Origin of the sequence: Neptuniibacter marinus, assembly GCF_965223595.1 — a bacterium.
Classification (GTDB): Bacteria; Pseudomonadota; Gammaproteobacteria; order Pseudomonadales; family Balneatricaceae; genus Neptuniibacter; species Neptuniibacter marinus.
The window spans coordinates 2,668,118-2,690,970 of sequence record NZ_OZ245004.1 but is presented as its reverse complement, the minus strand read 5'-3'; the positions used below and the strand labels follow the sequence as shown (position 1 = coordinate 2,690,970).

General features: G+C 42.3%; 22 protein-coding genes. 6 read left to right on the top strand and 16 right to left on the bottom strand.

Going from position 1 to position 22,853, the window contains the following annotated elements; genetic code table 11:
• Positions 1-55: 55 nt before the first annotated feature.
• From ACOQOE_RS12720 to ccoN, 9 genes are all read right to left on the bottom strand, one after another.
• A complete protein-coding gene (locus ACOQOE_RS12720; RefSeq protein ID WP_420554176.1) occupies positions 56-718 on the bottom strand; it encodes a sulfite exporter TauE/SafE family protein in 663 nt (220 codons plus the stop codon).
• Positions 711-911: a cbb3-type cytochrome oxidase assembly protein CcoS gene (gene ccoS / locus ACOQOE_RS12715; protein ID WP_067863833.1), complete on the bottom strand. Its 201-nt coding sequence runs from the start codon at positions 909-911 to the stop codon at positions 711-713. Before ccoS ends, ACOQOE_RS12720 begins: the two co-directional genes overlap by 8 nt.
• Positions 912-963: 52 nt before the next feature.
• Positions 964-3,444 carry a heavy metal translocating P-type ATPase gene (locus ACOQOE_RS12710; protein ID WP_420554175.1) on the bottom strand — a complete coding sequence of 827 codons (2,481 nt, stop codon included), beginning with the start codon at positions 3,442-3,444 and terminating at the stop codon, positions 964-966.
• On the bottom strand, positions 3,444-3,965 hold the full coding sequence (locus ACOQOE_RS12705) for a FixH family protein (protein WP_420554174.1): 522 nt from the start codon (positions 3,963-3,965) through the stop codon (positions 3,444-3,446). Before ACOQOE_RS12705 ends, ACOQOE_RS12710 begins: the two co-directional genes overlap by 1 nt.
• Before the next feature lie 135 nt (positions 3,966-4,100).
• On the bottom strand, positions 4,101-5,525 hold the full coding sequence (gene ccoG / locus ACOQOE_RS12700; RefSeq protein WP_420554173.1) for a cytochrome c oxidase accessory protein CcoG: 1,425 nt from the start codon (positions 5,523-5,525) through the stop codon (positions 4,101-4,103).
• A gap of 149 nt (positions 5,526-5,674) precedes the next feature.
• Positions 5,675-6,568 carry a cytochrome-c oxidase, cbb3-type subunit III gene (gene ccoP, locus ACOQOE_RS12695; RefSeq protein WP_420554172.1) on the bottom strand — a complete coding sequence of 298 codons (894 nt, stop codon included), beginning with the start codon at positions 6,566-6,568 and terminating at the stop codon, positions 5,675-5,677.
• On the bottom strand, positions 6,565-6,750 hold the full coding sequence (locus ACOQOE_RS12690) for a cbb3-type cytochrome oxidase subunit 3 (RefSeq protein WP_067863848.1): 186 nt from the start codon (positions 6,748-6,750) through the stop codon (positions 6,565-6,567). Before ACOQOE_RS12690 ends, ccoP begins: the two co-directional genes overlap by 4 nt.
• A gap of 6 nt (positions 6,751-6,756) precedes the next feature.
• Entirely contained in the window at positions 6,757-7,374 is a 618-nt protein-coding gene (gene ccoO / locus ACOQOE_RS12685) for a cytochrome-c oxidase, cbb3-type subunit II (RefSeq protein WP_420555482.1), read from the bottom strand.
• A 23-nt stretch (positions 7,375-7,397) separates the two neighbouring features.
• Entirely contained in the window at positions 7,398-8,828 is a 1,431-nt protein-coding gene (gene ccoN / locus ACOQOE_RS12680) for a cytochrome-c oxidase, cbb3-type subunit I (RefSeq protein ID WP_067863852.1), read from the bottom strand.
• A gap of 371 nt (positions 8,829-9,199) precedes the next feature.
• Between ccoN and ACOQOE_RS12675 the strand changes: the two genes are divergently transcribed.
• Together ACOQOE_RS12675 and rlmM are read left to right on the top strand one after the other, a co-directional pair.
• Positions 9,200-9,799, top strand: a complete 600-nt coding sequence (locus tag ACOQOE_RS12675) for an alpha/beta fold hydrolase (RefSeq protein ID WP_067863855.1) — start codon at positions 9,200-9,202, stop codon at positions 9,797-9,799.
• Complete coding sequence (gene rlmM, locus ACOQOE_RS12670) at positions 9,796-10,863, top strand: 23S rRNA (cytidine(2498)-2'-O)-methyltransferase RlmM (protein WP_420554171.1); 1,068 nt, start codon at positions 9,796-9,798, stop codon at positions 10,861-10,863. Before ACOQOE_RS12675 ends, rlmM begins: the two co-directional genes overlap by 4 nt.
• 31 nt (positions 10,864-10,894) lie before the next feature.
• Here the strand turns inward: rlmM and ACOQOE_RS12665 are convergent, their stop codons facing one another.
• Positions 10,895-11,176, bottom strand: a complete 282-nt coding sequence (locus ACOQOE_RS12665) for an antibiotic biosynthesis monooxygenase family protein (protein ID WP_420554170.1) — start codon at positions 11,174-11,176, stop codon at positions 10,895-10,897.
• A gap of 150 nt (positions 11,177-11,326) precedes the next feature.
• Between ACOQOE_RS12665 and tusA the strand changes: the two genes are divergently transcribed.
• Together tusA and ACOQOE_RS12655 are read left to right on the top strand one after the other, a co-directional pair.
• The gene (tusA, locus tag ACOQOE_RS12660) at positions 11,327-11,569 is read left to right on the top strand and encodes a sulfurtransferase TusA (RefSeq protein ID WP_303415400.1); all 243 of its coding nucleotides are present in this window, start codon (positions 11,327-11,329) and stop codon (positions 11,567-11,569) included.
• A 121-nt stretch (positions 11,570-11,690) separates the two neighbouring features.
• Complete coding sequence (locus ACOQOE_RS12655) at positions 11,691-12,107, top strand: ProQ/FINO family protein (protein ID WP_067863864.1); 417 nt, start codon at positions 11,691-11,693, stop codon at positions 12,105-12,107.
• A 66-nt stretch (positions 12,108-12,173) separates the two neighbouring features.
• Here the strand turns inward: ACOQOE_RS12655 and ACOQOE_RS12650 are convergent, their stop codons facing one another.
• From ACOQOE_RS12650 to mqo, 5 genes are all read right to left on the bottom strand, one after another.
• Positions 12,174-14,120, bottom strand: coding sequence for a bifunctional diguanylate cyclase/phosphodiesterase (locus ACOQOE_RS12650; RefSeq protein ID WP_420554169.1), 1,947 nt, complete (start codon positions 14,118-14,120; stop codon positions 12,174-12,176).
• Positions 14,121-14,143: 23 nt separating this feature from the next.
• Entirely contained in the window at positions 14,144-14,851 is a 708-nt protein-coding gene (locus ACOQOE_RS12645) for a transglutaminase-like cysteine peptidase (protein ID WP_420554168.1), read from the bottom strand.
• Between the two features lie 22 nt (positions 14,852-14,873).
• Positions 14,874-15,971 (bottom strand): DUF3080 family protein, encoded by a 1,098-nt coding sequence (locus ACOQOE_RS12640; RefSeq protein WP_420554167.1) that lies wholly within the window; start codon positions 15,969-15,971, stop codon positions 14,874-14,876.
• On the bottom strand, positions 15,952-17,283 hold the full coding sequence (locus ACOQOE_RS12635; protein ID WP_420554166.1) for an MATE family efflux transporter: 1,332 nt from the start codon (positions 17,281-17,283) through the stop codon (positions 15,952-15,954). Before ACOQOE_RS12635 ends, ACOQOE_RS12640 begins: the two co-directional genes overlap by 20 nt.
• 471 nt (positions 17,284-17,754) lie before the next feature.
• Positions 17,755-19,248 (bottom strand): malate dehydrogenase (quinone), encoded by a 1,494-nt coding sequence (gene mqo, locus ACOQOE_RS12630; RefSeq protein WP_420554165.1) that lies wholly within the window; start codon positions 19,246-19,248, stop codon positions 17,755-17,757.
• A gap of 443 nt (positions 19,249-19,691) precedes the next feature.
• Between mqo and ACOQOE_RS12625 the strand changes: the two genes are divergently transcribed.
• Both ACOQOE_RS12625 and ACOQOE_RS12620 read left to right on the top strand, forming a co-directional pair.
• The gene (locus ACOQOE_RS12625; RefSeq protein WP_067863880.1) at positions 19,692-20,093 is read left to right on the top strand and encodes an SMI1/KNR4 family protein; all 402 of its coding nucleotides are present in this window, start codon (positions 19,692-19,694) and stop codon (positions 20,091-20,093) included.
• Between the two features lie 3 nt (positions 20,094-20,096).
• Complete coding sequence (locus ACOQOE_RS12620) at positions 20,097-20,510, top strand: tetratricopeptide repeat protein (protein ID WP_420554164.1); 414 nt, start codon at positions 20,097-20,099, stop codon at positions 20,508-20,510.
• Positions 20,511-20,577: 67 nt separating this feature from the next.
• On the opposite strand, the gene ACOQOE_RS12615 is transcribed toward ACOQOE_RS12620, so the two are convergent.
• Positions 20,578-22,335, bottom strand: a complete 1,758-nt coding sequence (locus tag ACOQOE_RS12615) for a PHA/PHB synthase family protein (RefSeq protein WP_156473656.1) — start codon at positions 22,333-22,335, stop codon at positions 20,578-20,580.
• Positions 22,336-22,853 lie beyond the last annotated feature (518 nt).

Here is a 22,853-nt window from a genome sequence, read left to right as displayed (position 1 = left end):
GCCATCACTGACAGTAAATAATCTATTAGTAACTAAGCTTGGTTTAACTCTATGGCTAATTCAGTATGCCTTGCCAAGGGATCGTGTAGAGTCCCATCAGTATAATCAGGCTACCAGAGAGGTGTTTTGTTAGTTTTCGTTGTAAAACTGTTTTTACTTGCTGTGCTAAAACACCAGTTAAAAGCATAGTGGGCAGGGTGCCTAATCCAAAAGCGATCATTAATTGTGCGCTTAAGGTCCAGTCCGCAGCGGCGGATGCCCATATGAGTGTGCTATAAACGAGACCGCAAGGTAGCCAGCCCCAAAGTACGCCGAGCATGAGTGCTTGGCGTAATGTTTTAACGGGTAAAAAGTGGCGTGCAAAAGGGCTGATTTTTTTCCAGAGATAGGAGCCAAAATGCTCAACCTTGGTCAGACCTTGCCACCATTGTGCTATATAAAGTCCCATGCTGACTAACATTAAACCTGCAAATATTCGTAATGCGAGTTGTATGCTTGGATTTTCAATTAACCAACTTACACTGCCGAGTAATGCCCCCGCTATAGCGTAGCTGGTAATTCGCCCGCTGTTGTAACCCAGTAATAAGCCAAAGCCTTTCATACCATTTGGGCTGCTAAGGGAAACTGTTGTCGCAATACCACCGCACATACCAAGGCAATGTGTACCGCCGAGTAAACCTAGCAAAAATGCGGTTGGTAGTGAGAGTGCTTCAGTCATCCTTATCCTTAGGGGAAGGTTTTTTTACTTTGGCGTCATCGGGAATCAGTGCTTCGTCATCGTCATATAAAATGCTATGAGCGGGGCTGTCCAAATCATCATACTGACCATTATTAACGCTCCAAAAGAAAGCCCAAACGGCACAGCTCGCTAAGATGATAGCGATTGGAATAAGGAGAAAAATAATGTCCATGGGAATCAATAACCCTTAATTTTTAAAGGAGTAATTCTACCTGATTTTGTTGTTAGGGGTTAGTCTTCAACGTTTCAGATTGATGTTTGATTGGGCCTGATTTTCTTTTCTTTAAGCGGTTCAAACGCATTGCATTACTGACAACAACCAGCGAGCTTGCAGACATTCCTAGTGCCGCCATATAAGGAGCAATAAAGCCAAAGGCTGCAAGAGGAAGCGCCATAAGGTTATAGAAAAGAGACCAAAATAAATTTTGTTTGATGATCCGTTTAGTTTTTCGAGCGAGTAAAATACCGTCTACTAAGCGAAGTAGGTCGTGACTGATTAACACTCCGTCAGCATTAGTTTTTGCTAAGTCAGTTGCACCGCCCATGGCAATTGATGTTTGTGCGCCAGCTAATACAGGAATGTCATTTATACCATCGCCGACCATGACGACCTGCGCACCATTTTCCTGAAGGTGTTTTACATGACTTAGTTTTTGTTCAGGAGAAACGCCTGATATCGTGTTATTAATACCTAAGAAAGTAGCTACTTCCTCAACCGCAGATGAGTTATCACCGGTTAACATTTCACAGGTTAATCCCAGTTGCTGTAGATGCCTGATAGTCTGTTGGGCTTCTCTGCGAATTTGGTCGTTTAGCCTAAACCAAGCTAAGGCTGAATTTTCATTGCAAAGGAGTAGCCATTGACCACTGGTTTCTGGCAAAGGGGGTTGAGGCTGTGAACAAATCTGGGCTGAAAAGTATGGTTTTCCTATACGATAGCGTTGATTACCTATAGTACCTTCGAGCCCTTGGCCTACTTCATTATGGATGTTAGAAGCGTTCAGTTCGGCAGATTTCTCATGAAACGCTTTGGCTATAGGGTGTTCGCTATGTTTTTCAATCGCCGCTGCAATTTTAGTGCATTCACTTTCACTGAGATCTGTTAAGGGTACGATTTGCTGTAGGCTTAGATTGCCTTGAGTCAATGTGCCTGTTTTATCAAAAACAATATGGGTGGCAGTGGCTAGGCTTTCTAATACATGGCCGCGCGTAATCAATAACCCATTTTGTCTTAAGGTACCGGTTGCTGCAGTCAGTGCTGTCGGAGTTGCCAGGGAGAGTGCGCATGGACAGGTGACAACGAGAACTGAGAGTGTAATCCAAAAGGCTTGAGAGGGTTCAACTAGCCACCAACTGAAGCCAACAACAATAGCTGTTAGGAGAACCGCAGCGACAAAATAGCTGGCGACTTTATCGGCGACTTTGGCTACATGAGGTTTTTCTGCTTGCGCCCGTTCGAGCAAACGAACAATGGCAGATAGCTGGGTCTCGCTACCTGTTTGAATAATCTTGATAGTAATTGGATTTTCCACATTAATTGTGCCGCCAACAACCTTGTCACCGATTTGCTTGCGAATAGGGAGATACTCACCTGTTAATGCGGATTCATCAACTGAGCTGTTACCCTCGGTGATGACACCGTCAGCCGGGATCGTATGGCCTGGCCGTATAATCACATAATCGCCTACCGTTAAGTCTTTGACGGGAATTAGTTGCTCATCATTGCCAACGATCTTTAATGCACTCGCAGGTAGTAAATTAAGTAAAGAGTTTCCCGCACGGCCTGTGCGGTGACGGGCCTTCATCTCAAGGAAGCGACCAATTAAAAGGAAGAAAGTAAACATGGTCACTGAATCAAAATAGACTTCGCCGCTATTCGTGACTGTTGCCCAAATGCTGGCGAGATAGGCGCCACCTATAGCTAATGATACAGGAACATCCATAGTGAGATGTTTGGTTTTTAGGTCACGCCAAGCGGCCAAAAAGAAGGGGCGTGCGGCATAAAAAACAACAGGGGAAGCAATAACAAGGCTTGCCCAGCGCATGAATGTAACGTATCTATTTTCGATGCCTTGAATGTCTCCCCCATAAAGGGCAACCGCGATCATCATCGTCTGCATCATCCCTATACCGGCAATACCTAGTCGGCGGGTCGCTCGCTTTTGCTCTTGTTCTAAAAGTTGTTCTTCTTTATCAGGGTGATAGGGGTGTGCTTGATAGCCTATACGGTATATTTCAGAAAGTAGGGTGCTCAATGGGGTAACTGTTTTATCCCAAGTGATACGTGCACGGTGGTTAGTTAAGTTAACGTGTGCTTTCTCAACACCGGGAATCCCTTGGATGTGATGTTCCAATAGCCAAACACAGGCCGCACAAGTGATGCCTTCAATAACGAGTGACGCTTCGGATAAGTTGTCTTTAGTAATGACAAAGTCTTTCTGGATATTAGGTTCGTTATAGAGCGTAAGTTCTTGAAGAAGTTGTTCAGGTAACTCTTTGCTTCTGATTTCAGGTGAACCTGCTGATTCGGTACGATGCTTATAATAGGTATCTAGCCCACTATTAACGATGGTTTCTGCTACAGCTAAACAACCGGGACAGCACATGTCACGCGGTTCATCATTGATAATGGTTGTGAAATTGCTACCAGGTGGAATAGGGAGTCCACAGTGGTAGCAATTTTTTGATGAGTGGTTGTCCGTCATTAGTTGTGCGCTGGTTCTAACTCAATACTATTTTGATCATAAGGCGGATGGATCTCCGCACGTAAGTTCCAGCTAGCAGAATCATCTTCTAAGATAAGGTAACGTTTACCTTTAAGGGAGGTTTGCAGGCTACCGGTATATGAATTGGTGCTTGGAACCTGTTTTAGCATGATGTTTTGATCGTACTGTTGATGCGTTGGATGCACGATACTTAGTGTTAAATGCTTAGGCTTTTCGGTCTGGTTTGATCTGAAATGTATCATCAAATCGCCTGTTGCATTATCAAGTTCAAGAGTGCCTGAGACACCTAAAGCTTTGGCTGCTTCGGAATGGGACTTATCAACAAAGTGGCCTCGTGCAACTTTGTACATATCATCTTTAACTATACCGTCATGGGTAATGATAGATAGGTAAAGGAAAGAGGTGCCATAAATAACGACGGCAATGATTGGCGCTAAAATAAACCAGAGCCAAGGCTGTCTGTACCAAGGAGCAATCGGTGTGTTGTCTTCTGAATTCATTGTTATATATACCCCAAAAAAAAGCTGCAAATTAAATGCGTGTACGGTTACACATTTAACGGGCAGCTATTCTAACCTATTTACCAACAAGGTGGTGCATAAATGCACCACCTTGTGTTGATATTCATCAGCAATTTAGCGTTTCGGCGCTGGGCCAATAAAGCGGTTTTCCTCTTTTAAAGAAATTGAAGGATTATCTAATGCTTCAACCTCAAAAAGTATATTGTTATTAGCTTTGCTTAAGTATTTAGCTGGAATAGCGATACGTATAGGCAGATCCAATAGTTCACCGGACTTAATCATTACAATCTCATCGCCCATATATTTCATGCCTTCAAGTCCTGAAACTTTAATGCTGAATTGATGGTCAATCTGCTCTTTGTTGGCGAGCTTGAGTGTGTAAGTATTTTCAATCATGCCATTAGAGGTTTCAGCGAATAGCTTGCCTCGGTCACGCAAAATATCTACTTCAAGTGGGATGCGGCTATATAGTGTATATCCGAATGCGATAAACATCGCGCAGAGAACTGCAAAGTAGCCTATTAAGCGAGGACGTAAAATATGAGTTTTATTTCCAGCTAACTGGTGTTCTGTTGTGTATTTAACGAGGCCCTTTTCATAGCCTACTCGTTCCATAATATCGTCACAAGCATCAACACATGCACCACAGGCGACACACTCATATTGAAGACCATCGCGAATGTCTATGCCAACAGGGCAGACGTGAACGCAGTGGTTGCAATCAATACAATCGCCTAAGCCTTCGGCTTTATAATCGCTTCCTTTTTTACGTTTACCTCGGCTTTCACCACGCTCTTCATCATATGAAATGATAAGAGTGTCTTGGTCAAACATGACGGATTGGAAACGTGCGTAGGGGCACATATAGATACAAACCTGCTCTCTTAGCCAGCCTGCGTTTCCGTATGTGGCAACCGCGATAAAACCAATCCACCACATTTCCCAAGGACCTAGCTGGAATGAGATAACGCCATCGAGGAGTTCTCGTATCGGGGTGAAATAGCCAACAAAGGCAATCGCAGAGGCAATAGAGAAAAGAATCCAAAGTATATGCTTAGCGCTTTTGCGCATGAGCTTTTCTGTACTCATGCCTTCGGTTTTATCCATACGCATGCGTTTGTTGCGGTCACCTTCAGTCATGCTTTCGATCCAGATATAGATCCAAGTCCACACAAATTGTGGACAAGCATAGCCGCACCATAAACGTCCAGCGAATACAGTGAAGAAGAAGAGGGCGAAAGCAAGAATAATAAGTAACCAAGATAACAACATGAAATCTTGTGGCCAGAACGTCATGCCAAATACATGAAATTGGCGATTGGGTAGGTCAAATAAGACAGCTTGACGGCCATCCCATGTAATCCAAGAAAAACCGAAGAACATCAAAAGCATTATAAAGCTTGATGCTTGACGGAATAACTTAAAGATACCTGTGTAATTTTTAACGTAAATGTGCTCACGTTTTGCGTACAGATCAAAATTCTCCTCAGAATTTTTCTTTTTCTTTGGAGTGACGTCTTGAACTGGGATCTGATTCATATCGTTGCTCACATACTCACCAGTGATAATTGAAAATCAACTTTGCTAATACCTGCTCAATGCATTAGCAAAGTTGAATATTTTAAACGATCTACAAAAAAAGGCGATATGATCTATATCATATCGCCTTTTATTTTCAATTTCTGCACTTACTTATTTGACAGGCTATATACGTAAGCGGTGATCAAATTGATTTTGTCTTCGCTTAATAGGTCTTTATGAGCAGGCATTACACCAGCGCGACCGTTACGAATTGTATGAGCAATCTCCTCAAAAGAGCCACCATATAACCATGTGTTATCAGTTAGGTTTGGTGCTCCTAAGATAGGCAGGCCTTTAGCGTCGGCGCCGTGACAAGCAGTACAAAGTGCCTGGAATTGGCCTTTGCCGCGTTCAGCTGCTTCACTATCAGATTCTGCTCCGCTTAGTGATAGAACATAGTGCGCAACATCACGTACACCTTCTTCACCAAGAACTGCGCCCCAAGGTGGCATACCACCTACGCGACCATTAGTGATCGTGGTTTTAATCGTTTTAGCATCGCCGCCATATAACCAATCATTATCAGTCAGGTTAGGGAAGCCGTGTGCGCCTGTCGCTGCTGAACCGTGACACAGTGAGCAGTTGTTAGCGAACATACGTTGACCCATTTTAAGGCCACTTGCATTTTCAGGCTTTAGAAGTTCTTCAGTAGGCAGAGAAGCGTATTTTGCAAATACAGGCTTATATACTTCTTCCGCATGTTGAATTTCTTCTTCCCATTGGTTGTGAGATGTCCATCCAAGCAAGCCTTGGTAATTACCTAGACCTGGGTATAGAACAAGATAACACAGACCAAAAACAACAGTTCCAATAAACATCTGGAACCACCATTTAGGGAGTGGATTATCATACTCAGCTATGCCATCAAATTCGTGGCCTAGCGTTTCTTCAGTAGTCTCGTCGTGCGGCTGGCTTTTGCGAGTAGCAAGAAGCAGCCAAGTACAGCCAAGAATTACTGCTAGGGTAATTACCGTTACCCATGCGCTCCAGAAAGCACTCATTTTTGATCTCCCCCGTTATTGGACTCATCACCCAGTATTGGCTCGTCAGGTTCCTGAAGAGGCATATTCGCTGCATCGTCATATTTTTCTTTGTTTTTAGGGTTAAGTACCCAAGCAAACAATGCTAAGAATGTGATTAGCATGACAACCGGAATGTATGGACCATAAACTTCGTAATTCACGCGTTATTACCGCTTGTTGTTGTATTCAGAATGCAATTTGCCCAAGGACTGCAAGTAGGCAACAAGAGCATCAATCTCATATTTGCCTTGCACTGCATCCTGCGCACCAGCGATCTGTTCATCAGTGAATGGAACGCCAACACTGCGCTGTGCTTCAAGCTTCTTGGCTGTATCTTTGCCCGTTAGCTTGTTTTCAAACAACCAAGGGTATGACGGCATTTTAGATTCAGGAACAACGTCACGAGGGTTATACAAGTGAGCGCGATGCCAATCATCAGAGTAACGGCCGCCTACGCGAGCTAAATCAGGACCTGTACGCTTAGAACCCCATAAAAATGGATGTTCCCATACGTGCTCATTAGCGGTTGAGAAGTGACCGTAACGTTCCGTTTCTGCACGGAAAGGACGAATCATTTGGCTATGACAAACATTACAACCCTCACGGATGTAGATGTCACGGCCTTCAAACTCAAGTGCTGAGTATGTGCGAAGACCTTCGATAGGTTTAGTCGTAGAAGACTGGAAGAACAGAGGTACAATCTCAGCCAAACCACCGCCACTGATGACGATGATAATCAGCAGGATCATGATGCCGATGTTCTTTTCAATCGTTTCGTGTTTGATCATTTCTATATGCTCCCTTGACCTTAAGCTGCTTGTGCAGAAGCTTTGGCTTCTGGTGCAGTACTGCCTTTACGAACAGTCTGCCAAGTGTTGAAAGCCATCAGAACCATACCCGTTAGGAAGAACATACCGCCCAACCAACGAACGAAGTAACCAGGATGAGACGCTTCAAGTGCTTCAACGAAGCTGTATGTCAACGTACCGTCTTCATTCACTGCGCGCCACATTAGGCCCTGAAGGATACCGTTAACCCACATCGCACAGATGTATAGCACTGTACCAACGGTAGCAAGCCAGAAATGTGTGTTAATAAGGCCAACACTATACATTTGAGCTTTGCCGAATAGGCGAGGAAGCATATGGTATACAGCACCGATAGAGATCATTGCTACCCAGCCAAGTGCACCTGCGTGTACATGGCCAATAGTCCAGTCAGTGTAGTGAGACAGTGCGTTTACTGTTTTGATGGACATCATTGGGCCTTCAAACGTAGACATGCCGTAGAAGGATAGGGATACAACTAGGAAGCGAAGAACAGGGTCGGTACGAAGCTTATGCCACGCGCCTGACAGTGTCATCATACCGTTGATCATACCACCCCATGATGGAGCAAGTAGAATCAAAGACATAACCATTGCTACAGACTGAGTCCAGTCAGGAAGCGCTGTGTAGTGAAGGTGATGACCACCTGCCCACATGTATGTCGCAATTAACGCCCAGAAGTGAACGATAGATAGGCGGTAAGAGTAAATCGGACGTTCAGCTTGTTTTGGTACGAAGTAATACATCATACCTAGGAAGCCAGCTGTCAAAAAGAAGCCTACAGCATTGTGGCCGTACCACCACTGAACCATCGCATCAACAGTACCAGGGTAAATAGAGTATGACTTCCACATTGTTACGGGAATAGCCATGCTATTTACAATATGCAGTACAGCAACTGTAATGATAAAGGCCATGTAGAACCAGTTGCCTACATAGATGTGAGATGTTTTACGCATCTTCACCGTGCCAAGGAAAACTACTGCATAAGCAACCCAAACTACTGTAATCAGTAGATCGATTGGCCATTCTAGTTCGGCATACTCTTTAGAAGAGGTCAAACCTAGTGGCAATGTGATAGCAGCTGCAAGAATTACAACCTGCCAGCCCCAGAAGGTAAACGCTGCAAGACCATCAGAGATCAGGCGACGCTGGCTGGTACGCTGTACAACGTAGTAAGAAGTTGCAAACAGGGCGCAGCCGCCGAATGCAAAAATAACTGCGTTAGTATGCAGTGGACGCAGACGACCATAGGTCAACCATGCGGTATCAAAGTTTAGTGCAGGCCAAACCAATTGTGCAGCGATTAGGACACCGACGGTCATGCCGACGATACCCCAAATTACTGTCATTATGGCGAACTGGCGCACCACTTTATAATTGTAGGTGGGGTGTTCAGTTGCTGTGCTCATGTCAGACTCTCATCAACAAGCTAGATTATGGAAATTTGAGTTTCGCTGCTAATTATCTGGGAATAAGCCCGTATTATCAATGTATTTAGGAGATTAACTGGGGCATATTGTCGCAGGAGTTGAATGTCGACCTAGGTCTAGTATCTTTACTTCTTAGGTCTTGGTTTTGTTTTTAACTTATTGAATTAAAAAGATTAAATTTCTTTGTGTGCCTGCTGCTTTTTCGAAGTTATGATCTATTTAGCGGCTTTTTTTGACCTATATCTATGTTTTTTGAAAAAGAACGGAGTTCTTTTCGGGGCTTTGTTTGACATAAATCAATTTCGATTTGTGCAATAATCAGTTGCTTTTATGTAGGTAGGGCACAGTTAGTGTTAATCAATGGAAAGCCTGAGAATGGGCGGATTATTCTTGCGCATGGCGCGGGAGCCGGTATGAATAGTGAGTTTATGCAAACAATAGCTGAGAAATTAGCTAGGCAAAACTTCGAAGTAGTCCGTTTTGAATTTCCTTATATGCAGCTTATATCTGAAACAGGCAAACGTCGTCCTCCTGATCGAATGCCTAAACTCCTCGCTGCTTTTGACGAGGTGATAGCTCAATTTGATGATGGTGTGCCGTTATATTTAGCAGGGAAGTCGATGGGGGGACGTGTCGCTTCGATGTTGTTTGAGCACTCTCCAGCAATTGGGTGTTTTGTTTTTGGTTATCCGTTTCACCCCGCAGCTAAACCTGACAGGCTTCGTATTGAACATTTATTAGAGATTGAGAAGCCTATGCATATATTTCAAGGTACAAGAGATCGAATGGGTTCACTTTCTGATGTAACGCAGTACAATCTGCCACAATCGGTGTCATTGCATTGGTTAAACGATGGTGATCATGATCTAAAGCCTAGAAAAGTATCAGGTTTTTCGCGTGAGGATCATTTAAATCATATAGTTAGTTTCATTAAGGATTGGGTGCGTTGAACCTTATTAATCGTTTACTTTTACAGTGTCGTTCCGGTTTTGAGAAAGAGGCTGCGGCGGAAATTACTGATAGGTGTGGGTCTGTAGGTATATATGGTTACTGCACGCTTAATGAGAACGACGGCTATCTCTTTTTTCATATTCAGCAAGAGGGCTATGCAGAAAAAGCGATACGAGAGCTCGGTTTCCACGAATTTATCTTTATTCGTCAATGGATGGCTTGTGGTGACTGTCAACGTTTAGAACGAGAAGATCGTGTTACTCAAATTGAAACTTTAATTGAAGGTTTTCCCTCCTGTTCTGATCTTTGGGTTGAATATCCAGATACGACCGATGGGCGAGAGTTAGCGACATTTTCGCGTAAATTCGGCTCCGCATTGGCACAAAAGTTACGTAAATCTACTTTTTTGAAAAAAGAAAAACCGAACAAAGCCCTTCGGTTAATATTGTTTGTATTGACGGGTAGTGATGTCTATATAGGTTATTCTGCTGTGGCTAATTCTGCACCTTGGCCGTTAGGGATTCCTCGGTTGAAGTTCCCTAAAAATGCACCTAGTCGTTCAACGTTAAAATTAGAAGAGGCATGGCATTGGTTTATCCCTAAAAATGAGTGGGATGAACGTTTAGCACATGGTTCTCGCGCTGTTGATCTAGGCGCTGCGCCGGGCGGTTGGACTTGGCAACTTGTACAGCGGAGTATGTTTGTGGCCGCTGTTGATAATGGACCGATGCAGCCTGATTTAATGGAGACTGGGCAGGTTAACCATGTCCAAGAAGACGCATATAAATTTATTCCAGATCAACCTGTTAATTTAATGGTTTGTGATGTGGTTGATAAACCGATTAAGACAGCGGATATGGCTGCTGACTGGGTGATCAATGGATGGTGTTCCGAAGCTATATTTAATCTTAAATTGCCAATGAAACAGCGTTACCAAGAGGTTACGGCATGTTTTACTTTGATCGCCGAGCGGTTTATGAATGCAGGGCTTGGTTATGAATTGAGCGCTAAGCATCTTTACCATGATAGGGAAGAGATTACTTGTCTCTTGCGTATTCGTTAAATCGAAAGCGCAGGAGACAAGTCTGTTTATATTAATGTTCAAATACGGTGATTTTTTCTTCGCTTTCTAGCATTGGGTTAATCATCGCCATCATTTCTAAACGCTCTTCTGAACTCGCCCAGCGTTGCCAGTCTTGCAGTGTTCTATAGGTTGCAATAACAAGCCGATGCTTATGATTGGTAACATTTTGTAATGCTTCTCCAGAGATAAAGCCGTGCGCTTGCATGGCGCGTTGTAAGGTTTCCCGTGCAACTTTGTCATAATGTATGACTAATTCATCTGCTATGTGACGTTCGATCATAACTCTGATCATAGCGCTCTCCCCATCTGAAATAACATATCTGTCTTATAGAATGGTTTATTTATGGCTTAAAAGCGATTTTAGTTAAGTAATTTGAGTTAAATTGCTTTTTCTGTCATAGGTAATTTGAGACAATATGCAACTTTGTGCAAGAGACAAAAGATGACAGATATCAAGGCAGACCATATTCTAGACGCGCAGGGATTATATTGTCCTGAGCCGGTTATGATGTTACATAACCATGTCAGGGATATGGGAGTAGGGGAGATATTGCATATTATTGCAACGGATCCTTCAACTCAGCGTGATATCCCCAAATTTTGTAATTTTTTGGGTCATGAGTTGGTGGGAGAGTATGTAGAGCAGGAGCTTTTTGGGTATTATATCCGTAAAGGCGAGCGCTGATATCCATCAGATTTTTTTGAAACCAAGCAATTATTTATCAACTGGAACAGTTGCTTGAATCTGCTGAAATGCAGCAGAACAACCATACAAAGTAATATGTTCCAGTCCGAGGCTTAACAAGGTGAATGACGTAGTAAACAAAGCGCCAAAGGCGAAATCCAAAAACCGTGCTGCTAATATGGCTGCCCTGCAGCAGTTGATGGAAGCGTATCCTAAAACCTTTGATCGTAAGAATGTCAGACCTCTTAAAATCGGTATTCAGGAAGATTTGGTTGCTGATGAGAAGGTTGCAAAAAACAAGATTAAAAGAGCTTTAGCGAGCTATGTTCGTGCCCTAAATTATTATCGTTCTTTGCGTGAAGGCGCTGAACGTATTGATATTAATGGTGAAGCGGCGGGTGTTGTTACTAAAGAAGAGTCTGAATACGCAAAACAGAAGTTGAAAGAGATTAATAAAGCCCGTCAAGAAAAGCGTCAGGAACAAGAGCGGGAAGAGCGTTTAAGTATGAAATTAGAGATGTTAGTTAATCGTAGCTAAATCTTTTTTCAGGCATAAAAAAACGACGGCATGCCGTCGTTTTTTTATGCCTAAGCCTAACTGAATCTAGCTTAGTTCTTTCGGTGAACCATGTAGATAGCCTTGGCTACCATCAATCTCAAGCAGAGTTAACAATTGTAGCTGGCTTTCGCGTTCTACATGCTCTGCGTAGGCTTGAATATCTAAACTATGGGCCACGCTGATTAAACTGCTAACAAAAAAGCGATCTTCTGCATTTTGGTCTATTTCTCGAATGAGGGAACCGTCAATTTTCACGTAATCAGGTTGTACAGAGTACAAATAGGAGAAACCATTGGGGTGAACACCAAAATGGTCAACACCGAAGCCAATATCAAGCTCTTTTAATGCTTTTCTAAAGGTTGTTATGGCATCAGTATTATTTAAAACAGCCGTTTCATCTACTTCAAATAGCAGTTTGCCTGCTAGGGATTTGCCCTTTAGTTGTTTGGATAGCCAATCAATCAATGAATCACTTTGTATAGCTTCATGGCTTAAATTTATGGTTAACGGGCAAGCTGCGCTCTCAATTTTTTGTAAGGCTAGCTCGATAACAGCACGATCCATTTCAGCCATAAGACCAAGCTCTTTTACTAAGTTGATAAATTCGCCTGCCGATGTGGCTTTGTTATCGCGGTCTAAAATACGTGTGAAAATTTCATCTTGGATCGGCATTGAGTTCGGGCTTTTACTATAGACGCTTTGTGCTTGTAAAAATATTTTACGCTGGTTTATAGCATTAGCGACATGCTGTTTCCAATCAGAAGGTTGGGTGATGCTGGTGTTTGCTTCGCTATTATATTGCTTCCAAAGTACACTTTCTTTGCTCGCTTCCTCGCTGGCGATTTTAGCATCGGATAGGAGTTGACTACTATGACTTATATCGCTGCATTCACAGCTACCCACACTAATAATAGGGTGAGAGATATCTGTATTCATAAGCTGGCTTAATAGCTTACGGCTTTCTAAGTCGACTTTGTCCAGTTTTAGTTTTAATTGATCAAAGTTTGTATGACTGGTTAATAAAACGAAGTCAGCCCCTGTAATCCTTCCAAGGATAGATTGGTCTGCTTGTCGAGATACCTCTTCCAGCAGTGTGGCTAAGTGCTTGAGAAGGTTGTTGGTTTTGTCCATACCTACCTGTTGGTTGATCTCTTGCAGGTTGATCAAATGGATATTAAACAGGGTGCCCTTACCAAAATCTTTACGGTAATCAATTCGTTCTGCTAATTGAGTGATTGTGGCTCTTTGGTTAGATAAGCCCGTTAGATTATCTTGATAGGCGTTACGGCGAAGCTCTTCAATATTTCGAGCCTGCTCTTCAAACATACCTTTTACGCGTCTAATCATGCGATTCATCGCTTCGACAACTTGGCGCAATTCTCGAGTGCTTGGTAGTTTTTCTTGTTCTATGTAACGTTTTTCAGAAAGCGCTATAGCTTGCTGTTCGACACTGTTTAGTGGTCTTAATAAATATCGGATCAGGCCGCTAATAGCTAATAGGCAGATGATGGAAAGAGATACAAACAAAATTATACTATCTTGAGCTCCCTTCCATAACTTATCGTATGCATAGTCTGCACTACTTTGTACATAAATTTTACCCACCTGTTGCCATTGATAAGTGACTTCTCGATACATAGAGGGGGGGGTGATAACGACTAAATTCTGGAACCACTGGGGAATATCATCGCTAATTGTTGATGGCATACTTTTTTCAAATAAGATGCCTTGTTCAGCATTAGTTACGATGATTTGTTGGTAGAAACCGCTGTCAAAAATAGCGTTAACTGCGGTTTCCACAGTTGCGCTATCGTTCTCTGCCATATAAGGACCGAGGTAGAGGCCTAAGTGTGTTGCGGAGTCCTGTGCGTGCGATTCTAATTGGTCTTGTAGTATTGAACGCGAACTTTCTGACATAATATACAAAGTGCCAGAAACCAAGCCGATAAGAATGGCAAATATCGCAGCTATCAGTTGGTTTACTAGTGACATAGTATTGCTCCTCGTCATTAAACCTAGCGCAGGTTAATGTCTTTGTTTTCAATTCTTGATTGCAACTTAACCCAGGGTTTTAAACGATCAGATGTGCCGACTAATGTCGTTCTACGGCCCATTTTAGATATCCAAAGTTTATCACCATTGAAACTGTAAACGTGTAGTAAATCAGGGCGTTTTGAAGCGGGTAAGATTGTGCCATTGATATTATCGAGTACTAATGGGATGGCGCTCTGTTTGGGGTAATAGGTTAAGACCATATGTGCTTGGTTGTACTCTAATGCTTTTACATAGGCTAAATTCATTTTTTCTACAGGTACACCCAGTTCTTTTAAGGTGTAATATTTAGCAATGCTGAAATCTTCGCAATCACCGCCATTTGTTATGAGAAACTCGACGGGGGTTGCCCAGTAATCTTTTTTCTTCCAGTGTTTGATATCATCTAGAAAACGCACTTGGTTAAAAAAATCGTTTACCTGTTCTAGCTTATCCTGCTCGCTCTCATTGGCCAGCGTTATAAGCAACTCCTGCCAAATTTCTAATCGACGCTGTGCTTTTGCTCCGTACTGCTTACCTAGCTTTTCTATATCTGCTTGGCTAAGGCGAATGCTTTCATCTGCCCCCACTTGAATGAAAATTAGGCAGGATAGTGCGAGCATAAATGCCAGTAGAGATAGATGGCATTGGTTGCTAAAACTGCGCTTGTCTATAGAGCGAACTGAATTCAATGTTGAGTCCATAACCTAATGGTCAATCACTATGTGTAGGCATCATGCCGCATTGTTTGAGCAGTTTCTGCCAGCTCTGCGTATGTTTATCCCGTGCAAAAATATATTGTGCCCATAAACTATCCGGTTGCGAGTTGGATAGTATTAAACGTTGATAAATTTCTAGTTGCTTAGAGGGTTTCAAATTGTAGCTATTAAAGGAATCAATTAATTGATTGTTGGCTGACCTCCATTCTACCGCATACTTGTGGACCATAGCTAAATAGGGCTGAACCTCACCAATATAATATTTATAAAAAACGTTTTGTATAATTCTAGCTCTTCTAGAGGGCGTATTGTTAAAACACAGCTGTTTTTTTTGTAATCCATGCTCAATCGTTTGCGATGCATTCATTAAATGGGCAGTCAGCAATTGAAGAGAACTTAGAATTTTAGGACCCGAGCGGTTGTTATATAGAATTTTATAATTAGATTCTAAGTTATTGAGCGCTTGAGGGATTTCCCATTGGGTATCTAGGCGGGGGGATTTAATAATATCGGTTAAGGTTTTAATCGCATTGATGCTGTTCTGCGTACTACCATCATCCAGTAAAGGTAGTAGATCTTTAGCGCGTGAGAAGTTTAGTTCTATCTCTTTTGCGGTGAATATACCGTTCCATAGTTCTGAAGGTAGGTTTTCCTTTTTTATCTGATAAATAGTATCAACTTGGGCCAGTAGCTTTTGATCCACTTGAGTATCAGTGTTTAATTTTTTCCTACACTTTTCTAATGCATGAAAAAATATTAACTCATAATACATTTTTTGCGAGGGAGCATAAACTTTGCCTAAGGAGCTATTTCGTTCCGCAATTAAAGGTAATAACTTACATTCTTTTAAGTTCATAACGTCGAGTAGGCCCTCTCTGATCTCTTTAGTGGGGCGGATCAGATGGCGACGAAGGGGGAACTGGTGACGAGAGGGGGTATCTTCTACATGTAATTGGTCAACCTTGAGTACATTGCTAATTCTGTATTGGTAGTTATTTAGCATCTCTTCAGGTGTGTCTCGCTCACAGCCTGTAAGGATTAGGGTCAGTAAGGTTCCCCATAAAAGGTGATAGCTATATCGAAAGAGAGGCATGTAAGGTCTGCTTGCTTTTCCACGTTAAACGAGAGAGTAACAGTATAGCGCTAATTGTTAGGCCGATTAAAAGACCAATCCAAAAACCACTAGGTCCCATTTGTGCAACAATTAGATCTGTTTTGCCTAAAATATAGCCTGTTGGTAAGCCTACAAGCCAGCATGAAATAAAGACAAGCATAAGAGGGAATTGTGTGTCTTTGTAGCCCCTTAGGGCGCCAGAACAGGTGATTTGTATAGCATCTGATAGTTGGAATACGGCAGCTATTGTTAGAAGGGTGGTCGCAATCTTAATGATCTCTACATCTGCAGTGTATAAGGAGGCTATTTGTTGGGCAAAAAATGCGATAAGCCCAGAGCTAATTAAAGCAATAGATAAGGTGATGATTAAACCTGCTTTTGCACTATGAATCGCCCCTGCTGCATTTTGGGCTCCTAATTGATGCCCAACTCGAATGGTGAGTGCAAAAGAGATGCTCAATGGAATCATAAAGACGAGCCCAGTAAAGGTTATAGTGATCTGGTGAGAGGCAATAATTATTTCGCCAAGGTCAGCTATTAAGAGGGCGATCACAGAAAACATGCTCACTTCGATCAATAAGGCAAACCCTATAGGTAGACCTAATGCTACATAGCGTTTAAAAGCATCGATTTCGGGGAGTTTCCAGCCATTCAGTGGGGATAGTTTCCTAAATGTGTTGGCATTGGTTAGGTAGATAATAGAGACAAATAACATTAGCCACATCACAATTGCGCTAGCCCAGCCGCAACCAACCCCACCGAGTTGAGGGAAACCTAATTCTCCATAAATTAGCAGGTAATTAAGTGGGATATTACATAGAAGACCAAAGACAGCAATTTTCATAGCGGGTTGGGTTTTGCCAAAGCCTTCGATATAGCTGCGGATCAGTTGGTATAGAAGTAAAGCAGGTATGCCCCATGAGGTTGCAGCAAGGTACTCCATGGTTAGTATTGCTAAATGGGGTTCTACATCCATGAAAGCTAAGATGGGGGCGCAGTTATGTAGAAAAAACATAGAGCAAAGGCTTAGTAGAATCACAATAAGTGATCCTTGGTGAAGTGTTTCATTTGCTTGGTGAGGTTTCTCTTCGCCTACAAAATGCGCAACCATCGGCGTTGTTGCCATTAAAATCCCTTGGCAAGCAATAAATATAGGTAGCCAAATGCTCGAGCCTAAAGATACAGCAGCAAGGTCGGTTGAACTAAAACGACCCGCCATAAGGGTATCGACAAACCCCATGGAAGTTTGCGCTATTTGTGCGATCGCAATAGGGAAACCGAGATTAAGCAATAACTTGATTTCAGAAAGGTATTTCAGCGTTCTGCTCCAGTAAAATAAGGACTAGTTTTATATAGTAAAGAAGCTGTAGGTTTACTTTAACGAGTATTTTCTTCTAAAAGTTCGAGTATTTGTATCGCTTCAGCTGCTGATTGACCACAAAAATCTGGTTCCGCTTTAAAGTCTGCGCATGCTTTCGGCCGGTCGGGATGGTGGAAGATAGCACAGCGTAGAGTTTCTGTAAGATGTTGGCATTTGACACCGGCAGGTTTTTGGAGGCTACTGATACTTGGAGCTATACAGCATGCCCCGCATTTTTCTCTGCACTGCATAGTGTAATGTGCTTCATATAGATTAAGAGGTGGGTATTGTACGTTGGCAATCAGTAAAGAAAAAGGCCGATAGTGTTATCGGCCTTTTAAAGTTTGAGCTAGCTTTTAGCTTCAGTCGCGAGTTTGTTGATGAGCTGATACTACCTGCTGGCTAGACTTTTTCTGGGTCTAGTTTTAAGGTGGAAAGTGTATATTCGCGAATTGATTTTAGGCGTTCAGGGTCTTGCGTAAGGTCATGGCCATAGGAAGGTATCATCTCCTTAATTTTTGCCTGCCACTCAGGTGACGCCAGTTGATCTTTAAAGCAGATTTCTACAATACTAAGCATCGCACTAACCGATGTTGATGCTCCAGGTGACGCGCCAAGTAAAGCAGCTAAAGTGCCATCAGCAGCGGTAATTACTTCAGTCCCGAATTCTAATTTCCCTTTACCGTTTTCATCTTTCTTGATGATCTGTACACGTTGGCCTGCGTGAGAGATCTCCCAATCATTTTCTTTAGCTTCAGGGATAAAGTTGCTCAATGACATAACACGTGAACCATGTGTCTGCATCACTTCACTAATTAGGTATCGTGTTAGATCCATATTAGTAGCACCAACATAGAGCATTGGTTTGAGGTTATTAAGCTTCATGCTGCCAACTAAATCGAAGATAGACCCGTTTTTAAGGAATTTAGTTGTGAACCCTGCAAAAGGCCCAAACAGCAGTGATTTCTTGCCATCAATGATTCGAGTATCAAGGTGAGGCACAGACATAGGTGGGGCGCCAATAGGGGCGGCCCCATATACTTTAGCGGCATGCTGTTCGATGATCTCTTCATTTTTACAGACCAGCCATTGGCCACTTACAGGGAAACCACCATATCCATCAGCTTCAGGAATTGCTGTTTTCTGTAATAGGGGGAGTGCTCCGCCGCCAGCGCCTAAAAATACAAAGCGGCTATCAATAACATCAAACTCGTTGGTTGCGTTATTTTTAATCGTGACAGACCAGCTAGTATCTTTATTTTGATAGAAATCTTTAACATCATGGTTAAGAAGAAGCTCAAAATCACTTTGATCTTGAAGGTTTTTAACCATGTGACGGGCCAGTGCGCCAAAGTTTACATCAGAGCCATAACGTACCCGAGTCGCCGCTATTTTTTCATTGCTCTTTCTGCCTTCCATGACCAGTGGCATCCATTTTTTAATAACTTCAGGATCTTCACTGTACTCCATCACGTTAAACTGATGGTGTGAGCTTAGGGCTTCGTAGCGCTTACGTAAAAATTCTACGTTTTTATCGCCCCAGACGAAACTTTGATGGGGGACTGGGTTTATAAACTGTGAAGGTTCGGGTAGTGCATTTTGCTGGACCAAATAGGACCAGAACTGCAGGCTCACTTCAAAGGAGGCATTAATAGCAAAGGCTTTGTCACAATTAATGCTGCCATCATCCATTTCTGGCGTATAGTTCAATTCACAATAAGCGGCATGTCCTGTTCCCGCGTTATTCATGCAATCTGTGCTTTCGACAGCAATTTGATCGAGTCGTTCGATCATGGCTATTTTTAGGGATGGGTCCAGCTGCTTGAGCATAACACCAAGTGCCGTACTCATCGCTCCCGCGCCGACTAGCAATACGTCTACTGATTTTGTGGTCATAGGAACTTCGCCATTTTAATAATAATAATGGTTTGTGAAGTGGCACAGGTAAGGGGGCTTGTGGCCGCAACGTAATTCTAATCATGCCGAAATAGCTTACTACGTGATTACCTGAGACTTCAGAGCCTGCAAACAATTGGATAAATATATTACAAATTATATTGTTGCAGTGCAGTTGGCGCGAATTATACGGGTTTTGTTCTGAATGTCTTGGTTTGAGAGTCTAAAGACGTTAGCCATTTGGATAATAATAGTCCTAAAGTATTATTTTTTAGGGCAAGTTGAGTTGTTTTTTTTTCAAATCGCTGACTTATATCAATATTTACTATTCCGTTTAGCTATAAGTACGGGCTTTTTTGATATTAGTTTATATATATTTACATAGCGGATGGTCTGGACTAGGCTGCAAGCCTTATACAACATACATCTGCTTGGAGTTGTTAGTGGAAGATATTATTGAGTTGTTACAGGAACGTAACCAAAAAGTTCCGGTGCCATTAGATCTACCGAATTACGATGATCTGGTTGAGATAGAAGAAGCGATTCTGATCTCTTTACCAGATGAGTATAAACAGTTCATGCTTGAGGTAAGTGATATTGTCTGTGGTTCCATTGAGCCAGCGACATGCGCAGATCCCCAATCTCATACCTTTCTTCCCGATATGGCAGCAAGAGCTTGGGATCTAGGCATGCCACGTGAATATATCCCCATTTGTGAACATGAAAATGGATTTTATTGTATCGCTGATACTGGACAGATCTTTCTATGGTTGTATGACGAGGGTATCGATGATGAGTGGGGATCAATATGGGATTGGGCTAAAGATGTGTGGTTGGAGAGTTAAGCTATGAATGCCCAATTATTTAAACAGGTAGAGCAGCTGGCTGAAGCATTAATCTCCGCAGCAGATCGAGATGATGAAGCTGTCTTTTATCAACTTTATGATCAGTTGAAGTCGTTATGTGAGCAGCACGTTGGTAAGAAAAGCGATCATCCGCTTTTCCTCGAAACCTTGGCTGATTTTACTGACGATAGTGTGACCGCTGTGGATTATTATCAGCGCGCATTTTTAATTGCTGATTCGCTTAAGGAAAATGAGTATAAGGCTTCCATACAGTTCTCTCTTGCGCAGCGATTGATTGAATTAGATCAAATAGGTGAGGCTAAAGCGGTATTGGTTAAAGCGGAGAAGTTTGCCAGCTTTACTGAAGATGATGTGTTAAAAAAAGAAATTGCTGAATTGCATCAAACCGTGATTTAACGGCTAAAATTTTAGCCTAAATAAAAAAGGAGCCAATAGACTCCTTTTTTATGGTTTAGCATTTATGCTAGTCGATACGAACAGTTACGTAACGACCTGGTGCTGCTTCAATACCTTTATAAGTATCGTTGCCTTCAGTTTCTGGTGCGGCTACTTTTTTGCCTGCACGGCGTTTTAGCCATTCAGACCAGTGTGGCCACCATGAACCTTCTTGGCGTTCTGCTGATTCTAGCCAATGGTCTGGGCCTTGACCTAGCTCACCGTTAATCCAGTAGTTACGACGGTTTTTAGAGGCAGGGTTAATAACACCTGCAACGTGGCCGCTTGCGCCTAGCACAAATTCATTTTTACCTTTAAGGAGTTCGGTACCAGGAAAGGTGCCTTTCCAAGGGGCAATATGGTCTTCAATGGTGGATAGGAAGTAGCAAGGGATCTTGATTTTTCCTAAGTCGATCTTTTCACCACAGAGGGTTAATGCGTCTTTCTTAACCAATGCGTTATCAAGGTACATATTGTTGATGTAGAAAGTGTACATAGTCGCAGGTAGGTTAGTCGAGTCACTGTTCCAGTAGAGAATATCGAAAGGAGGCGGTGTCTGACCTTTTAGGTAGTTATTAACAACGTATGACCAAATTAAATCATTAGAGCGGAGCATGTTGAATGAGGTTGCAAGCTCACGACCACTCAGGTATCCCTGATTAGTAACTTTGTCTTCTAATTTTTTAACTTGCTGCTCATCAATAAACACACATAGATCGCCTGGATCCGAGAAGTCTAATAGTGTTGTAAAGAATGTGGCGGATGCAATTGTTGTATCTTTACGTGCTGCCATAACTGCTAATGCTGAGGCTAAGAACGTACCACCGACACACCATGCAACGGCATTAACCTTGTCCGCCTCAGTAATCTCTTTAACTACATGGCTTGCTTTTATTATGCCCTCGTCTACGTAATCGTCCCAGCTAATGTTACCTTGCTCAATTGTAGGGTTTAGCCAAGAAATGAGGAAAGTTGTTTGTCCTTGATCAACACAGTATTTCACATAAGAGTTACTTTCTTGCAAATCAAGAATATAAAACTTATTGATGCATGGAGGAACGATCAGCGTTGGGCGCGTGAATGTTTCTTCAGTGGTTGGTTTGTATTGAATTAGTTGAAATAGTTCGTTTTCAAAAACAACCGTGCCTGGCGTAGTAGCAATGTTTTCCCCAAGTACAAAGGCTGACTCATCGGTCATCGAGATTCGACCTTTATCAACATCGCCTAGCAGATTTTTAAGGCCATCAACTAAACTCTGTCCATTTGTTTCCAGTGCTTGCTGTAACACTTCTGGATTTGTCATGGCAAAGTTTGTTGGTGAAAGCGCGTCAATGTACTGCTGGGTATAGAATTCTAACTTCTTCTGCTCGTTATCGGACAGGTTTGCATTTGCTGCCATCTCTTGCATCAGCTTAGAGCTTAGAAGGTAGGACTGCTTGATATAGTCAAAAACAGGGTTTTGAGACCACTCTTCAGCTTGGAAACGACGATCACCACGGGCAGGTTCGGCAACCGCGTCAGATGCTTTACCGGTTAAGAGGTTTGTCCATAAATTCATCTGACTTTGTTGATAATCGGTAATAGCACGAATCCAAACCGTTGGGTCTTCCCACGAGCGGTTTGCAAGCTCAGTCCAAGATTGTGCAAATTGAGTAAAAACATCATCGCCACCAGAAGTGGAAAACATATCAAACACTTTTTGGGTCTCAGTGTTTAGATAGTCAATAAATTCCTGAGGGTTTGAGAGCAGGTTGTTGTTATCCATTGGTTCGCCTTTCTTTGTCATATCCGTTTTCCATCTAGCCTAGCTTCACATAGTCTTTATGAGTAGGAGGCGGGATTAAGGGCAATAATTACCAGTTTCAGCATATTCGCACAGGTTTTTCTTTGCAAGAATACAAGAGCGTTCATTTAATAGAATAGCATATTATTGTGCAGTGCAATAAATCAAGCTATTCATTGGTCGATGGAACTTAGGTGTTACGACTAAATAATATGTTCATTATCGATCTTAGCAGCAATATATTGCAGTATTTTGTACTACTCATCCGCTGAACTGTATAAGCATTATTTGTGTTGATTGAAGAGGGTTTTAAAGTAATTACTTAGACTGCTGTCTATTGATCTCCTATGTTAGGTGAAACGAGTAGTTCTTATGTCTGCTATTTAGCCCCATTGTTTTTTGCTGACTTGATTAGTATAAGCGGCGATCTTATTTTTATTTAATAATTTTGTTGGTGTATTTTACAGAGAGTAGTGTTTTAGCAAGGCAATCTTAAAAAGCTTAATTAAGTATTAATTTGA

Bases quoted from the DNA above. Each gene is read 5' to 3' on its own strand.
- mqo (WP_420554165.1), bottom strand. From the start codon at position 19,248: ATGACCACAAAATCAGTAGACGTATTGCTAGTCGGCGCGGGAGCGATG.
- ccoS (WP_067863833.1), bottom strand. From the start codon at position 911: ATGGACATTATTTTTCTCCTTATTCCAATCGCTATCATCTTAGCGAGC.
- ACOQOE_RS12665 (WP_420554170.1), bottom strand. From the start codon at position 11,176: ATGATCAGAGTTATGATCGAACGTCACATAGCAGATGAATTAGTCATA.
- ccoP (WP_420554172.1), bottom strand. From the start codon at position 6,568: ATGAGTGCTTTCTGGAGCGCATGGGTAACGGTAATTACCCTAGCAGTA.
- ACOQOE_RS12650 (WP_420554169.1), bottom strand. From the start codon at position 14,120: ATGTCACTAGTAAACCAACTGATAGCTGCGATATTTGCCATTCTTATC.
- ACOQOE_RS12620 (WP_420554164.1), top strand. From the start codon at position 20,097: ATGAATGCCCAATTATTTAAACAGGTAGAGCAGCTGGCTGAAGCATTA.
- ACOQOE_RS12615 (WP_156473656.1), bottom strand. From the start codon at position 22,335: ATGACAAAGAAAGGCGAACCAATGGATAACAACAACCTGCTCTCAAAC.
- ACOQOE_RS12720 (WP_420554176.1), bottom strand. From the start codon at position 718: ATGACTGAAGCACTCTCACTACCAACCGCATTTTTGCTAGGTTTACTC.
- ACOQOE_RS12705 (WP_420554174.1), bottom strand. From the start codon at position 3,965: ATGAATTCAGAAGACAACACACCGATTGCTCCTTGGTACAGACAGCCT.
- ACOQOE_RS12640 (WP_420554167.1), bottom strand. From the start codon at position 15,971: ATGCCTCTCTTTCGATATAGCTATCACCTTTTATGGGGAACCTTACTG.
- ccoG (WP_420554173.1), bottom strand. From the start codon at position 5,525: ATGAATCAGATCCCAGTTCAAGACGTCACTCCAAAGAAAAAGAAAAAT.
- tusA (WP_303415400.1), top strand. From the start codon at position 11,327: ATGACAGATATCAAGGCAGACCATATTCTAGACGCGCAGGGATTATAT.
- ACOQOE_RS12710 (WP_420554175.1), bottom strand. From the start codon at position 3,444: ATGACGGACAACCACTCATCAAAAAATTGCTACCACTGTGGACTCCCT.
- ccoN (WP_067863852.1), bottom strand. From the start codon at position 8,828: ATGAGCACAGCAACTGAACACCCCACCTACAATTATAAAGTGGTGCGC.